The organism is Tabrizicola sp. T74, assembly GCF_057219935.1.
In genome coordinates this window covers 1,152,699-1,166,820 of record NZ_JBXVVT010000001.1, presented here as the reverse complement: position 1 = coordinate 1,166,820, position 14,122 = coordinate 1,152,699, and the positions used below count along the sequence as shown (strand labels likewise).

The 14,122-nt window shown below is 67.2% G+C and carries 12 protein-coding genes; 2 read left to right on the top strand and 10 right to left on the bottom strand.

The features are described from left to right. Positions 1-13 precede the first annotated feature (13 nt). The 3 genes from nusA to AC2EAL_RS05980 form a co-directional block, all read right to left on the bottom strand. Positions 14-1,624 (bottom strand): transcription termination factor NusA, encoded by a 1,611-nt coding sequence (gene nusA / locus AC2EAL_RS05990; protein ID WP_484723254.1) that lies wholly within the window; start codon positions 1,622-1,624, stop codon positions 14-16. A 75-nt stretch (positions 1,625-1,699) separates the two neighbouring features. Further along, complete coding sequence (gene rimP, locus AC2EAL_RS05985) at positions 1,700-2,305, bottom strand: ribosome maturation factor RimP (protein WP_484723253.1); 606 nt, start codon at positions 2,303-2,305, stop codon at positions 1,700-1,702. A 127-nt stretch (positions 2,306-2,432) separates the two neighbouring features. Beyond that, on the bottom strand, positions 2,433-3,059 hold the full coding sequence (locus tag AC2EAL_RS05980; RefSeq protein WP_484723252.1) for a class I SAM-dependent DNA methyltransferase: 627 nt from the start codon (positions 3,057-3,059) through the stop codon (positions 2,433-2,435). A gap of 162 nt (positions 3,060-3,221) precedes the next feature. On the opposite strand from AC2EAL_RS05980, the gene AC2EAL_RS05975 reads away from it, so the two are divergent. Together AC2EAL_RS05975 and AC2EAL_RS05970 are read left to right on the top strand one after the other, a co-directional pair. Then, entirely contained in the window at positions 3,222-5,042 is a 1,821-nt protein-coding gene (locus AC2EAL_RS05975) for an autotransporter assembly complex protein TamA (RefSeq protein ID WP_484723251.1), read from the top strand. After that, entirely contained in the window at positions 5,042-8,566 is a 3,525-nt protein-coding gene (locus AC2EAL_RS05970; RefSeq protein ID WP_484723250.1) for a translocation/assembly module TamB domain-containing protein, read from the top strand. Before AC2EAL_RS05975 ends, AC2EAL_RS05970 begins: the two co-directional genes overlap by 1 nt. Positions 8,567-8,573: 7 nt before the next feature. On the opposite strand, the gene AC2EAL_RS05965 is transcribed toward AC2EAL_RS05970, so the two are convergent. The 7 genes from AC2EAL_RS05965 to AC2EAL_RS05935 form a co-directional block, all read right to left on the bottom strand. Further along, entirely contained in the window at positions 8,574-8,768 is a 195-nt protein-coding gene (locus AC2EAL_RS05965; RefSeq protein WP_484723249.1) for a hypothetical protein, read from the bottom strand. Between the two features lie 170 nt (positions 8,769-8,938). Then, positions 8,939-9,610: a YjbF family lipoprotein gene (locus AC2EAL_RS05960; protein ID WP_484723248.1), complete on the bottom strand. Its 672-nt coding sequence runs from the start codon at positions 9,608-9,610 to the stop codon at positions 8,939-8,941. Then, positions 9,607-11,706: a YjbH domain-containing protein gene (locus AC2EAL_RS05955; RefSeq protein ID WP_484723247.1), complete on the bottom strand. Its 2,100-nt coding sequence runs from the start codon at positions 11,704-11,706 to the stop codon at positions 9,607-9,609. Before AC2EAL_RS05955 ends, AC2EAL_RS05960 begins: the two co-directional genes overlap by 4 nt. A gap of 126 nt (positions 11,707-11,832) precedes the next feature. Continuing rightward, the gene (locus tag AC2EAL_RS05950) at positions 11,833-12,282 is read right to left on the bottom strand and encodes a MarR family winged helix-turn-helix transcriptional regulator (protein WP_484723246.1); all 450 of its coding nucleotides are present in this window, start codon (positions 12,280-12,282) and stop codon (positions 11,833-11,835) included. Next, positions 12,279-13,109 carry a carbon-nitrogen hydrolase family protein gene (locus AC2EAL_RS05945; RefSeq protein ID WP_484723245.1) on the bottom strand — a complete coding sequence of 277 codons (831 nt, stop codon included), beginning with the start codon at positions 13,107-13,109 and terminating at the stop codon, positions 12,279-12,281. The genes AC2EAL_RS05950 and AC2EAL_RS05945 overlap by 4 nt, the downstream gene beginning before the upstream one ends. After that, positions 13,109-13,366 (bottom strand): glutaredoxin 3, encoded by a 258-nt coding sequence (gene grxC / locus AC2EAL_RS05940; RefSeq protein ID WP_484723244.1) that lies wholly within the window; start codon positions 13,364-13,366, stop codon positions 13,109-13,111. The genes AC2EAL_RS05945 and grxC overlap by 1 nt, the downstream gene beginning before the upstream one ends. A 33-nt stretch (positions 13,367-13,399) precedes the next feature. After that, positions 13,400-14,122 (bottom strand): double zinc ribbon domain-containing protein, encoded by a 723-nt coding sequence (locus AC2EAL_RS05935; RefSeq protein ID WP_484723243.1) that lies wholly within the window; start codon positions 14,120-14,122, stop codon positions 13,400-13,402.

The window sequence follows — 14,122 nt, the reverse complement described above, 5'->3', positions numbered from 1 at the left end:
CCGAGGCCTGAGATCAGGCCTCGGCCTCCTCGTCTTCGGCAGCCTCGTCGGCGGGCTGCTCCAGTTCCGTCGGGTCGACCCAGCCCAGCATCACGCGGGCGGTCATGATCAGGGTCTGCGCTTCCTCAAGCGACATGTCGAACTTTTCCAGGACCCCTTCGTCCTTCTTGCGCTGGCCGTTTTCCGTGGTCCAGCCGCCGGCCAGTTCCCAGTCGGCGCAGGTGGCGAAGTCTTCCAGCGTCTTGATCCCGTCTTGGGCCAGCGCTTCCAGCATCTGGGGCGTCAGGCCTTCGAAGTTGACGAGGCTGTCCTCGACCCCCATCGCGCGGGCGTTTTCCATTGCCTTGGCGTTGGCGGCCTCCAGGTAATCGCGGGCGCGGGCCTGAAGTTCCGCCGCCGTATCCTCGTCGAAGCCGTCGATGGACAGAAGCTCGTCGAGTTCCACGTAGGCGACTTCTTCCAGGTTGGTGAAGCCTTCGGCGACCAGAAGCTGGGCCATCATCTCGTCAACGTCGAGCGAATCCATGAACAGCTTGGTGCGTTCGGCGAATTCGGCCTGACGGCGCTGCGATTCTTCGGCTTCGGTCAGGATGTCGATGTCGAGACCCGTCAGCTGCGACGCCAGACGGACGTTCTGGCCGCGACGACCGATGGCGAGCGAGAGCTGTTCATCGGGGACCACGACCTCGATCTTCCCGGCCTCTTCGTCGAAGACGACCTTGGAAACCTCGGCCGGCTGCAGCGCGTTCACGAGGAACGTGGCAGTGTCCTGGTTCCACGGAATGATGTCGATCTTTTCGCCCTGCAGCTCGTTCACCACGGCCTGCACACGGCTGCCGCGCATACCGACGCAAGCGCCGACGGGGTCGATGGAGTTGTCGTAGCTGATCACGGCGATCTTGGCGCGCGAGCCCGGGTCGCGGGCGACGGCCTTGATCTCGATGATGCCGTCATAGATTTCCGGCACTTCCATCTTGAAGAGCTCGGCCATGAACTGCGGGTCGGTGCGCGACAGGAAGACCTGCGGGCCGCGCGGTTCGCGGCGCACGTCCTTGATGTAGCAGCGGATACGGTCGCCAATGCGGTAGGCTTCGCGGCCGATCTTTTCGTTCCGGCGCAGGATGCCTTCGCCACGGCCGATGTCGACGATGACGTTGCCGTATTCCTCGCGCTTGACGGCGCCGTTGATGATGGTGCCCTTGCGGTCCTTGAATTCCTCGAACTGGCGGTCGCGCTCGGCCTCGCGGACCTTCTGCAGGATCACCTGCTTGGCCGATTGCGCGGCGATGCGGCCGAGGTCGACGGGCGGAACCTCGTCGATGACCTCATCCCCGATCTGGGGGTCGGCGAGGTAGGATTTCGCCTGCTTCACAGTGATCTGCGCGTGGTGGTTTTCGATCAGGTCATCCTCGGTCACCGTGCGGACGCGGGTGAAGGAGGCGCGGCCGGTCTTGCGGTCGATCTTGACGCGGATGTCCATCTCGGCCCCGTAGCGCGACTTGGCGGCGCGGGCGAGGCTGTCCTCCATCGCCTGGATCACCAGGTCGGGGTCGATCATCTTTTCGCGGGCCACGGCTTCGGCGGTCTGCAGAAGCTCCAGCTGGTTGGCGGAGGTGATTGCCATGGGTCCTACTCCCTAATTTCTCAGTGGTCGCGTGATTGGCGAGGAAAACCGGTTCCCACTTTTCCTCATCACGCTTCAGTGTTTCGTCTCTGGGGCCGGGTCTTCATCCTCGTCCCCGTCAATTTCCTCGATCTCGTCGAACTGGCCCTCGGTGGGCTCGGCCACCTTCTTCTGGCGCAGCATTTCGGCGATCAGTTCGTCGGTCAGGATCAGCTTGGCGTCGGACAGCCAGTCGAACTGGAGGCCGATGGTGACCTCTTCGCCGGAGTCCTCGATCGTGATCAGGACTTCCTCGCCCTCGACCCCGGCCAGATCGCCCTTGAAGCGGCGGCGGCCGTCGATCAGTTCCGTGGTCTCGATCCGGGCTTCCCAGCCCTTCCACATCTCGAAGTCCTTGAGGCGCGTCAGCGGCCGGTCGATCCCGGGGGAGGAGACTTCGAGGACGTAGTTGTCCTCAAGCGGGTCCTCGACGTCCAGGACGGCCGAGACGGCGGTAGAGATATCGCCGCATTCGTCCACGCCGATGCCGCCATCGGGCCTGTCAGCCATGATCTGCAGGACACGCGTCTTGCCGCCCATCAGCCGCAGGCGGATGAGTTCAAAGCCCAGGCCTTCGATCACCGGCTGGACGATGTCCGCAAGGCGACGGTCGATGGCGGTCTTGGCGACGAGATCGGTCATCAGGTTCCAGAAACAAAAAAGCGGACCCAGCGGCCCGCCCGTGACTTTCGGTAGCTTCAGGTTTGGACCCTGAAGCAGCTGTTGAAGGGCATATAGGCCCCTCTCCCTGAGTCTGCAAGGGAAAGTGTCAGAGCCGGCGGAACCGCATCACCAGCCCGCGGTCCTGCGCGTGGGGGTGGTCCTTGCCTTCGTAGATCGGGATGTCATGCCATTCGACCGGGGTGATCCGGCCATGTGCCACCAGCCGTGCGAGTTCCGAGCCGAAGCCCGCCCCGTCCAGCACCGGCCCGATGGTGCCGCAGACGAAGACGGCACCCGGACGGGTGATGCGCAGAAGTTCCGGAAAGCATTCCGGGCCGACATGGCCGTGGGTGAAGGTGCCGCAGCTGACAATGGCGTCATAGCTCGCGTCGGGGATCGCCAGCGTCTTGGTCAGGTCGCCGAGGATGAGGGTGCGGTACAGGCCCTTGGGCCGCGCGACCTCAAGCATTTCCGGCGTGATGTCGAGCGCATCGACAGTCAACCCGCGCAGGTGTTCGGCGACAAGACCGGTGCCCGCGCCGATGTCCAGGATTTCCGCCTGTGTCCCGACACTTGCGGCCAGGATCGCGGCAATCTCGCGCGGGGCGATGTAGCCCCAAGCGGCGCCGAAGCTTTCGTCGTAGGTCGCGGCCCAGGCACCGTACATCCGGCGGGCACCGTCGGGACCGTCGATCTGGTAGGCGTCGTCGAGATCATAGCCGTCGTCGGTCATTTGTCGCCTCCTGCTTTGGCGCAGACATGCCGCGTGCCTGTCACAGTGGGATGACGGGCCGGTAACGGGAACTCAACTTTGCCCATCCGGTTTCACCCTGATTGAAGGGGTCGGCACAAGCTGCGATAGTCCGGCGAGGTGCTGCCAAAGGGGTATGTCTGAATGAGGTCGGGTCGCAGCCTGTGGCGCATCCGGGGGGCCGTTGCTGCAGTGCTGCTTGGCCTTGCGGTCGGTCAGGCGCAGGCGCTGGACCGGCTGGATTTCGCCGTGGCGGGCGGGTCTGACGCGCTGGTCGATGCGGTGCAGGAGGCCTCGATGCTGCGGTCGTTGCAGGCGCAGGGGCAGACCGATCCGCAGGACCTTCTGGCCGCCGCGCGGTCGGACTATGCGCGGATCCTGGCGGCACTTTATGCCAAGGGTCATTATTCCGTGACGGTCAGCATCCGGATCGACGGACGCGAGGCGGCGGACATTCCGGCGCTGGAAGCCCCGGGCGCGGTGTCGGCGATAAGGGTGGAGGTCGATCCGGGCAAGCCGTTCCGCTTTGGCCTGGCCCGCGTTGCTCCGCTGGCCACGGGGACCGAGCTGCCGAAGGGGTTCCGGCAGGGCGAGATTGCGGAAAGCGGGGCAGTGCAGGCCGCCGTGGGGGCAGCCATCGGTGCCTGGCGCGACGCGGGGCATGCCAAGGCTTTCGTCACCGGGCAGGAGGTGGTGGCCGACCACGCGGCGCGGCGGCTGGAAGCCGATGTCCGGCTGGACCCCGGCCCGCGTCTGCGCTTTGGCCGCTTGGAGATCACCGGCGCGGAACGGATGCGCGAACGGCGGATCCGCAAGATCGCGGGCCTGCCCGAGGGCGAGACCTTCAGCGACGCCGAACTGCGCCGCGCGGAAACCCGGTTGCGGCGGACGGGCATCTTTGCCTCGGTCGCGCTGACCGAGGATGACCAGATCACCGCGCCGGACCTTCTGGGCGTGACGGCGACGGTCGTCGAACAGAAGCCTCGCCGCTATTCGCTGGGGGTCGAGGTCGCCAGTCTGGACGGGGTGTCGCTGCAGGGCTCGTGGCTGCATCGTAACCTGTCGGGCGGGGGCGAGCGGCTAGAGGTCAAGGGCGATGTCACGAACATCGGGTCGGGCGAAAGCGGCATAGACTATCGGGTGGGGGTGACGCTGGACCGCCCGGCCACCCTGTCGCCGGACACGACGGCCGGGCTGGGCTTCAGCTATTCGCATGAAGACGAGATCGACTATCAGCTGGACGCGGTCAGCTTTGGCCTGCGGTTCAGCCATGTGTTTTCCGACCAGCTGACCGCGCGGCTGGGACTGACCTATGACTATCAGGATGGGCGTGACCCGGGCGGCGCCTTCACGTTTCGCAACCTGTCCCTGCCCTTCGGCGTGACCTGGGATCGCCGGGACATCGCGAACAACCCGACCAGCGGTTTCTATCTGGATGCGACGGCAAAGCCGTTCCTGGGCTTTGGCACCACCGGGTCGGGCCTGCGGACGACGGTGGACGGGCGGGTGTTCCGCAGCCTGGGCGAACCGGGGCGGTTCGTGGTGGCAGCGCGGGTGCAAGCCGGGGCGGTCTTCGGTCCTGACCTTTTGGAGACGCCGCGCAGCGATCTGTTCTTCTCGGGTGGGGGCGGCACGGTGCGGGGGCAACCCTACCGGTCCCTGGGCGTTGCCGTGACGCGCGGCTTCGGGCCGCAGTTCCAGATCGGCGGCAAGTATTTCCTGGCCGGGTCGCTGGAACTGCGGGCCAAGGTGACGGACCGGATCGGAGCGGTCGGCTTTGTCGACTGGGGCAGCATCGGGATCGACGGGTTCGGCGGCGATCTGTCCAACGCGCATGCCGGGGCCGGGTTTGGCCTGCGCTATGACACCGGGCTTGGGCCGATCCGGCTGGACATCGCCGCGCCGATCAGCGGCACGACCGGCGACGGGGTGCAGATCTACGTCGGCCTGGGGCAGTCGTTCTGATGCGGCGCGCGCTGGTTCTTGCCCTTTGCCTGCTGGGCCTGCCCGCCGTGGCGCAGGAGGACGAGCGCGACTATCTGACGGCTTTCCTGGAAGACACGCTGTCGGACGTCGGGCGTACCGTCACCGTCACGGGGTTCGAGGGCGCGCTATCGTCGCAAGCCACGATCGAGCAGCTGACCATCGCCGACGACCAGGGCGTCTGGATCACGCTGAACGGGGTCGTGCTGGACTGGAGCCGGTCCTCCCTCTTTGCCGGAGAGGTCGCGGTCAGCGAGCTTTCGGCGCGCGAGATCATCGTGGCGCGTGCGCCGGTCGCGTCACCGGACGCGGTGCCGTCGCCCGAGGCGCAGGGCTTCAGCCTGCCAGAGCTGCCGGTATCGATCACCATCGACCGGCTGGCGGCCGACCGGATCGAACTGGCGCCAGAGGTGCTTGGGCAGGCGGTGATGGGGACGCTGGAGGCCTCGGTGCAGCTTGCCGGGGGCGAGGGGGAGGCCGAGCTTGACCTGCTTCGCACCGGCGATGGGCCTGCGGGGGAGATCCGGCTGGATGCGTCCTACGCCAATGCAACACGGGCGTTGAACCTGTCGCTGAGCGCCGAAGAGGACGCGGGGGGGCTGGTGGTCAGCCTGCTGGACGTGCCGGGCGCCCCCTCGGCCAGGCTGACGGTCGAGGGCGAGGGGCTGATCGACGATTTTCGCGCCGACATCGCGCTTGCGACCGATGGCGCTGACCGGCTGCAAGGCGCGGTCACGCTGCGGGCCGAGGATGCCGGGTATCGGCTGGGCGCGGACCTGACGGGCGATCTGGCGCCGGTGCTGGCGCCCGAGCTGGTGGATTTCTTCGGGACTGAAGTTGGCCTGAAGCTGGATGCCTGGCGGAGCGCGGCGGGGCGGCTGGTCATCGACCGCTTCGACATTGCGGCGCGGTCGCTGGCGCTGTCGGGTTCGGCTGAGATTGCGGGCGACGGTTTGCCGGTTGCGGTCGATGTGACCGGCACCCTGGCCGCGCCCGACGGTGCGCCGGTGGCGCTGCCCTTCGTCACCGACACCCGGGTTACCCGCGCGGATTTTCGGCTGACATCGACGCAGGGCGATGCGGACAGCTGGTCGGCCTCGTTCCAGGTCGAGGGGCTGGACCGGCCCGACCTGCAATTGGACCGGCTGGAGCTGGACGGGTCAGGCCGGATCGGGCGGACGAGCGCGGGGAAAAGCTTTGGCGGAACGCTGCGCGCCCGGACTTCGGGTCTGGTTCCTGCCGACCCGGGCCTGGCCGAGGCGCTTGGCCCGGCGGTTGCGGCCGGGATGCGGTTCCACCTTTTGGAAGGCTCTGGCGCGCTGCAGTTGACCGATATCCGGCTGGATGCAGCCGGGATGACCGCGACGGGCGCGATCCGGGTCGAGGGGTTGGACAAGGCCCTTCTGGCCACCGGCAGGCTTGCGCTGGATGTGACGGACTTCGCCCGCTTTTCCCGCCTTGCAGGCCGCGATCTGGGCGGCGCGGGGCGGCTGGAAATCGCCGGATCCGCCAGCCGCCTGTCGGGGTTCTTCGACACCGAGATCGGCTTTACCGGCTCCGGCCTTGCCATCGGACAGGCTGAGGTCGACCGCCTGCTGGCGGGGGAGTCGGTCCTAAAAGCCTCGATCCGCCGGGATGAGACCGGCACCTCCCTGCGCAGTCTGACTGTCGCGGCGGATGGGCTGAACGCCAAGGCAAGCGGGAGGATATCGTCGACAGGGTCGGACCTGACCGGAACCGTCAGCCTGGACGACCTTGCCGCGCTGGGGCCAAAATTTCGGGGCGCGGTGGCGCTGGACTTCGGCTTTACCGGAACGCCCGAGGATGGCGCGATCACTCTGGCAGGCCGGGGACAGTCGCTGCGGATCGGCAATCCCGAGGCAGACCGGCTGCTGGCCGGGGAAAGCGTGCTGGAGCTGGACCTGGGGCTGAAGGACAGCGTGGTGCAGATCCGGTCGGCCCGAGTGCAGAACCCGCAGCTGTCGGCGACGGCGAAGGGTGAGATCAGCGGCGACACCCGCAAGGTCGAGCTGGATGCGCGGCTGGCGAACCTTGGGCTGATTGTGCCCGAAGTGTCGGGGCCACTGACCCTGGCGGGCACGGCGGTGCAGGGGGCGGCGGGCTATACGCTCGACCTGCGGGCCGGGGGGCCGGGTCAGATTGCGGCGCGGATCGGCGGGACGGTGGCGAATGACTTTGGCCGGGGCGATCTGGCGATCAGCGGATCGGGCGAGGCGGGGATCGCCAATCTGTTCGTCGCGCCCCGGTCGGTGTCGGGTCGGATGGGCTATGACCTGCGGCTGACCGGGCCCTTCGCGCTGCGGTCCCTTTCGGGCCGGGTCACCCTGTCGGACGGGCGCATCGCCGACCCGGGCGTTGGCCTGGCGCTGCAGGATGTGCAGGCCATCGGCCAGTTGAGCGATGGAACCGTGCAGCTGTCGGCGACCTCGGGCCTGACCTCGGGCGGCAGGTTGCGGGTCGATGGGCCGATCCGGCTGGACGGGGGCCGGAATGCCGACCTGACGATCACGCTGGAAAGCCTGCGGCTGTACGACCCGGAACTGTACGAGACGCGGGTCAGCGGTACGCTTGCCTTGCGCGGGCCGCTGGCGGGCGGGGCGCAGCTGACCGGCGCGTTGGCGCTGGGAGAGACCGAGGTCAACGTCCCTGCCTCGGGCTTCAGCTCGGCCGATGCTTTGCTGGAGGTCCGGCATGTGCGGGACGCAGCGGCAGTGCGCGACACACGGCGGAAGGCGGGGTTGCTCGCGGCGATTGCCGGGTCGACGGGGGTGTCCTCCGGGTCGGGCGGCGCCATCGGGCTCGACGTGACCATCTCGGCCCCCGCGCGGGTGTTCGTCCGGGGCCGGGGGATCGACGCCGAACTGGGGGGCGAGCTGCGGCTGTTGGGGACGACGGCGGATGTCCGACCTTCGGGCGGGTTCACGCTGATCCGGGGGCGGATCGACATCCTGGGCCGCCGCCTGGTGCTGTCGCGCGCCGATCTGGTGCTGGAGGGGAGCCTGGTGCCGCAGATCACCGTGGTCGCCGATACCGAAAGCGACGGGATCGTCAGCACGGTCACGGTCGAGGGCCCGGCGGATGATCCGCAGGTGACCTTCGCCTCCTCCCCCGAGCTGCCGCAGGAAGAGGTGCTGGCGCGGCTGTTGTTCGGGCGGGGGCTGGACAAGATCTCGGCCCTGCAGGCGGCGCAGCTGGCGAATGCCGTGGCGGTGCTGGCCGGTCGCGGCGGGTTGGGGCTGGTCGGCAACCTGCGGCGCAACTTCGGGCTGGACGACCTGGACATCACCACCGCCGAGGATGGCACTGCGGCGCTGAAAGCCGGGAAGTACATCTCCGACAATGTCTATACCGAGATCGAGATCGACCAGGAGGGGAAGTCCCAGATCAACCTGAACCTCGACTTGCGCGAAGGGCTGACGGTCAAGGGCAAGCTGGGCGCAGATGGGCAGACCGGGATCGGCGTCTATCTGCAGCGCGACTACTAGGGCCCGTTCACTCGTCTTCCGGGCCGCACATCACCACGCAGATGAACAGTGGCACCACCAGAAGCGGCAGCCAGCCCTTGCTGGTCGGCGGCTCTTCGGTGACTTCGGGCGGCGGTTCTTCAACCACCACGACCGGACCACCCGCCTGCGCCGATTGGGCGAGGCAGGCGGCACAAAGCGCCGTGGCGATCAGCGTTTTCACGAGAACCCCGCAGAGATGATCCGTTGACCATAGTCTAGTCCAAAGCGGACTAAAGCGCAGTTAATGGATGGCCTGAAGGAGCGGTAACCCGCAAACTGCGCGGATTCTGCATCAACTTGCGGCTTTGGAAGCGCCCGAACCCCGATGGAATGGCCGAAACGCCGAAGGTGTCAGTCGATGACCTGTTCGAATTCCAGATAAGCCACGCCAGCGCTCGCCCACTGCCGCGATTTCCGAATCATGTCGCCCTCGATCCAGAAGTCGTTGGTCAGCGTGCTGTTCGGGCGGGTGCAGGTCTCGGTCACATGCAGGGTATCGTGCGACTTTTCGACGATCTCGATCGTCTCGCGCCCGATCGTGGCGACAGTGCAGTCGTAGGTCCGCCGCGTTCCGGCGTCGTCGGGGCCGAGGAAGTAGTAGATGCGCTGATAGGGTTCGCCGCCCTTCAGCTGCGCCAACGCGGGCGCCTGGGCGGACATCAGGTCGAACATCACGCCGCGGGTCTGGATCAGCACGCCATCGCGCAGCGAAAAATTCGCCTGACCCTGTGCGGTCCAGGTCACGACGTCGCCCTTGGTGTCGACGATGGTCAGGAAGGCATCCTGTCCCAGCGCCTGGGACTTGACCCGCAGGATGGGCTGGCCCGCAGCGGCCAATTCCTTGCGCCCGAGAGGGGCGGCGGCCTGCGCGGGGGCTGCGCCCTTCTTGCCCTTGGCGAGCGTCGCCTTGGCCATCTGGCCGACCGCGGCGACAACCGGATTGGCCGTGCCCTTGTCGTTGCCACAGGCCGCAAGCACGGCAAGGGCCGCGACGAGTGCGGCAGCCCGAGGTAAGGTCTTCACCGCCAGACCCTTCCCCAGTCGGGATCAAGCCCGTTCACATGGTAGTCCCGGATCGATTCGTAAAGCCGCCCGCCGACATCGACCCGCGCCCCGCCATCGCCCGACCCCGGCCGCAACGTCATGCCAAAGCCGCGGCGGGTTTCAGTGCCCAGCGCCCAGTTGAACGGGATGGTGAAGCGGATGCCCTTGTCAAAGCCCGACTCGCCGAAATCCTCGGCGCTGACATCGGTGACGGTGGCAAAGGCGCCGACCTTCCAGCCGTTGGCGAAGACCCGGTCGACCGAGACGGTTGCGCCCACGTCGCCGGCCAGATACCGGCCCACATCCAGCTGGCCCAGGAAGCCATTGCCGAAGTCGTAGTAGGCCGAGACATGGCCAGTTACGACATCATAGTCGTATTCGCCAAAGCCGAAGCCGCCATCGGTATCGCGCTGCATGGTGTAGTTGAGCTCGGCCCCGAGAGCGAGCTGGCTGTCGACCGGCTTCCACAGCACCTCACCCGAGATGCCGCCGTGCATCCGTTCCAGATAGCCGAGCGTGACGCGGGAATAGATGTTCTCGGCCGGGCGGGCGTACCAGCCGAGCGTCAGCCGTTCCAGCGCCGGGTCGCCAAATTCGGTGTAGCGCGAGCCATCGGTCCGCACATGCGGCAGCGGCGAGGTCGACGGCCCGCCGGGGTCGATGTTGGTGGCCAGCTGCTTGTAGACCGAGCCCGACAGGACCCAGCCGGGGGCAATGTCATAGGTCCCCGAGAGCCGCAGGCCGATGTCGCCCTTGGCCGGTTCGGACAGGCGCAGGGTGGGGCGGAGGCTCCAGGTGAACTTGGGATACAGGCCTTCGTCGCCCAGCGCGTAGGCGGGGGTCGGACCGGCATCGGTCACTGTGACGCGTTCGCGCAGCAGCGAAGCGTTGTCGGCGGAATATTCCAGCCCCTCAAGGTCGCTGCGGCGAATGGTGACCTTTGACGCCCCGATGCCGTTCACGACGGGCACGATCTCGAACACCTCGACCGAGGCGGGCATCACATGGCTAAGGGCACGCGCGGTACGGCCGATGGCCTGAGCTCCCGCATCGATCCGGCCGTTGCGGATACGGACCTGGACGGTGGTGGCAGTATAGGCCAGGTCTTCGACGGCGATCCCGTCGGCGGCCAGCCGCTTTGCCAGGTTCTTGCGCAGGATCGGGCCGGCATCGGCCTGGGTCACCCAGCCGCCGTCATAGGCATCAGGGTCCGCCGACCGCGCCGGGCGTGCCTTGACCGGCACGGGGGCCGCGCCGGTCACGCCACCGGCCAGGCGGCTTTTCGGATCAAGGATGATGTGGAAGGTCAGGCCGACTTCGGAGCCATAGAGCGAATAGACCCCGAAGCGCATGTTCGGGCCGCGCTGGTATTCAAACCCGAAGTTGAACGGGCTGTCGCGTTCGATCAGGCCGCGGGTGTCGTCTTCCAGTGTGTAGGCGTCCGACGAGTATTCGCCCTTGAAGGTCCAGGTATCGCTGATCTTGTATTCGACCCCGGCGAAGGGGGCGGCATCGCCCCGGAACCATTGGTCGGCGTTGGGCGTCCCGGTGGGGCTGACCGCAGGGCGGTCGCCGAAGGGCTGGCCGATGCTGCCATCGCTGCCGAGACGCCCCCAGCCAAGACCCGCCGTCACCTTCAGTCTGTCGCCGAAATTCTTCGTCGCCGCGACGTATTCGGATGCAAACAGCCCCTGGCCGGTCAGGTCCTGCAGGCCGATTGTCACCGCGGGGCGGTACTTGCCTTCCTTCAGGATCTGATAGCGCAGGTCGATGCTGCGGTCGGATTCCTCGCCATCGCCGGGGATGATCGCGTCCCAGTCGCGCCAGGTCTGGAAGCGGTAGGACCCCGAGAGCCGTTCGCTGAACTGGAAGCTGAGCGTGGTGCGCGAGACCGAGCCGATGACCGAGGTGCTGAACGAAAAGGTCGCGTCCTTCTGCGCCTCGCCCGAGGGCATGTCGATGATGCCGGTCGCGCCGTTGATGTTCAGGGTTGCGGGGCCTTCGGCCAGGACCGGGGCCGAAAGGGCCGTGCTGGCAGCGAGGAAGGCAAGCAGGAAACGAGGCGAATTGTGCATGGAGACCGGACCGCAGCTGTCGGGACAGTCTATGCGGGGATAAGGTGGACAGGGCAAGGGGCTTTGGGGCGCGAAGGGCGCAAACCCTGTGCATAACCCATGGTGCCGCGCACCTGATATAGTGCTTCAGCCGCCGTCGCCTTCCAGGCTGATCCGCAACTCGCGCAGCACGGACAGAAGCGCGCGGACCTTTTCGTGGCCGATGGATTGGACCACCTCGGCAATCAGCGGCACGACGCTGGCCACGGCCCCGTCGCGCGCCGCCCGGCCCGAGGGGCTGATCGCCACGAACTTCTGCCGCGCGTCCTCCCAATCCGGGCGGATATGGACGTGGCCCGCCCATTCCAGCTTGGTCAAGGTGTTGGTCATCGCCCCGCGGGTGACGTGGAACGACTTCGCCAGCTGCGCCGGAGTGCGTTCGTCGTTGATCCGGGCGAGGTGGTTCAGCACGCTGAAATGCGACAGCTCCATCCCCTTGGGCAGGACCTTGGAAATCCGGTTGCGCGCCAGCTGGTCGGCCATGAACAGCTCGCCAAACAGCGCCACCGCGATGTCGTCGGCCTTTTCCCCGCTCATGGTCCGTCAAAACTCCGGTCATGGCTCAGCGAAGGCACCCGGCCCCGGGCCTTGTCGACCTCGGCCAGATTCAGGTCGACCAGCGTCACCCCCGGTTCGGTGCCCGCATCGGCGAGGATCTCCCCCCAGGGCGCAATGGCCAGGGAATGGCCGTGGGTCTTGCGGCCCTTGCCGTTCGTCTCGGGGTGGAAGCCGGTCTGCGCGGGCGCGAGGACGAAGCAGCCCGTCTCGATCGCACGGGCGCGGAGCAGTGTCTCCCAATGTGCCGCGCCGGTGATGTGGTTGAAGGCTGCGGGCACAGTGATGACCTGCGCCCCGCCTTGCGCCAGACGGCGGTAGAGCGCGGGAAAGCGGACGTCGTAGCAGACGGTCATACCGATCTTGGCGAAGGGCGTCTCGGCCACCACGGCCTTCGCGCCCGGCCGGTAGCCTTCGCTTTCGCGGTAGACCTCGGTGGCGGACACGTTGACGTCGAACATGTGGATCTTGTCATAGCGCGCGGCGACCGAGCCGTCGGGGGCGATCAGGAAGCTGCGGTTGGCAAAGCGGCCATCGGCGTCATGGGTCAGGATGCCCAGCGACCCGATCAGCAACCAGATGCCCGCCGCCTTCGCCTCATCCCGCAGGGCGGCGAGGGTCGGGTCGTCCTCCTCATGCCGGAAGACGCTGCGCTGGTGCGCGCGGCTGGAGGAAAGGCCGTTCGTCAGTTCGGGCGTCAGCACGAAGCCCGCGCCTTGGGCGACCGCCTGCCGGATGTAGCCGATGGTCACGGGCAGGTTCGCGACCGGATCATCCGATACGGTCAGCTGAACCAGTGCGGCGCGCATCACGCGGCCAGAAGCGGGTCAAGCTTGCCCGCATCCTCGAGCGCATAAAGGTCGTCGCAGCCGCCGACATGGGTGTCGCCCACGAAAATCTGCGGCACCGTGCGGCGGCCATGCGCGCGCTGGGTCATCGCCTCACGCAGGGTCGGGTCGCGGCTGACATCGATCTCGGCAAAGGCGACGCCCTTCTTCTGCAGCAGGCGTTTGGCCGCGTGGCAATAGGGGCAGATCGGCGTGGTGTAGATTTCGACAGGACGCATCAGGGCACCTCTTTCGCGCCCGAATATAAGGATTCAGCCGTCCTTCGCAACGCGCGCCAGCGCCAGCACATTGACCGAGCGCGCGCCTGCCGAAAAAAGCGCCTCGGTCGCGGCGGCAAAGGTCGCCCCGCTGGTCATCACGTCATCGACCAGAAGGATATCGCGGTCCCTGACCCGCGACTCACGCGCCTTCGGGACGGAGAAGGCGCCGACAAGGTTGGCAAAGCGGGCGTCACGGGTCTTGCCGTCCTGGTTGCCGGTCGACCGCTTCCGCTGCAGGGCGTCGGGGCAATGTTCCAACGCTGCGGCCTTGGCGATGGCCCGGGACAGAAGCGCTGCCTGGTTGTAGCGGCGGCGGAAGAGCCGCATCCAGTGCAGGGGCACCGGCACCACCAGCATGCCGGGTGTCAGGATCGGGCGCGCCACCTTGGCCATCCAGGCTGCGGCGGGGCGCGCAAGGTCCATCCGGTCACCATGTTTCAAGGCCAGCACCAGGTTGCGGGCGTTGCCTGCATACATCAGCGCTGCTCGTCCCCGCTCCCAGGGGCGCGCGATGGCCATGCAGTCGTCGCAAAGCGCGCGTTCCTCGGCATCCGACCCGGGCAGCGGGACGCCGCACTGGTCGCAGACCATGCCCGAGACAAAAGGCGTGTCGCGCCAGCAGTCGCTGCACAATCCGAAGTCGGATTGCACCGGGGCCGAACAGGAAATGCACTGCGGCGGGTAGAGAAGCTGCAGCGCGCCTTGCAATCCCAT

Coding starts and splice junctions, on each gene's coding strand:
- nusA (WP_484723254.1), bottom strand. CDS start 1,624: ATGGCAATCACCTCCGCCAACCAGCTGGAGCTTCTGCAGACCGCCGAA.
- rimP (WP_484723253.1), bottom strand. CDS start 2,305: ATGACCGATCTCGTCGCCAAGACCGCCATCGACCGTCGCCTTGCGGAC.
- AC2EAL_RS05980 (WP_484723252.1), bottom strand. CDS start 3,059: ATGACCGACGACGGCTATGATCTCGACGACGCCTACCAGATCGACGGT.
- AC2EAL_RS05975 (WP_484723251.1), top strand. CDS start 3,222: ATGAGGTCGGGTCGCAGCCTGTGGCGCATCCGGGGGGCCGTTGCTGCA.
- AC2EAL_RS05970 (WP_484723250.1), top strand. CDS start 5,042: ATGCGGCGCGCGCTGGTTCTTGCCCTTTGCCTGCTGGGCCTGCCCGCC.
- AC2EAL_RS05955 (WP_484723247.1), bottom strand. CDS start 11,706: ATGCACAATTCGCCTCGTTTCCTGCTTGCCTTCCTCGCTGCCAGCACG.
- AC2EAL_RS05950 (WP_484723246.1), bottom strand. CDS start 12,282: ATGAGCGGGGAAAAGGCCGACGACATCGCGGTGGCGCTGTTTGGCGAG.
- AC2EAL_RS05945 (WP_484723245.1), bottom strand. CDS start 13,109: ATGCGCGCCGCACTGGTTCAGCTGACCGTATCGGATGATCCGGTCGCG.
- grxC (WP_484723244.1), bottom strand. CDS start 13,366: ATGCGTCCTGTCGAAATCTACACCACGCCGATCTGCCCCTATTGCCAC.
- AC2EAL_RS05935 (WP_484723243.1), bottom strand. CDS start 14,122: ATGGGATTGCAAGGCGCGCTGCAGCTTCTCTACCCGCCGCAGTGCATT.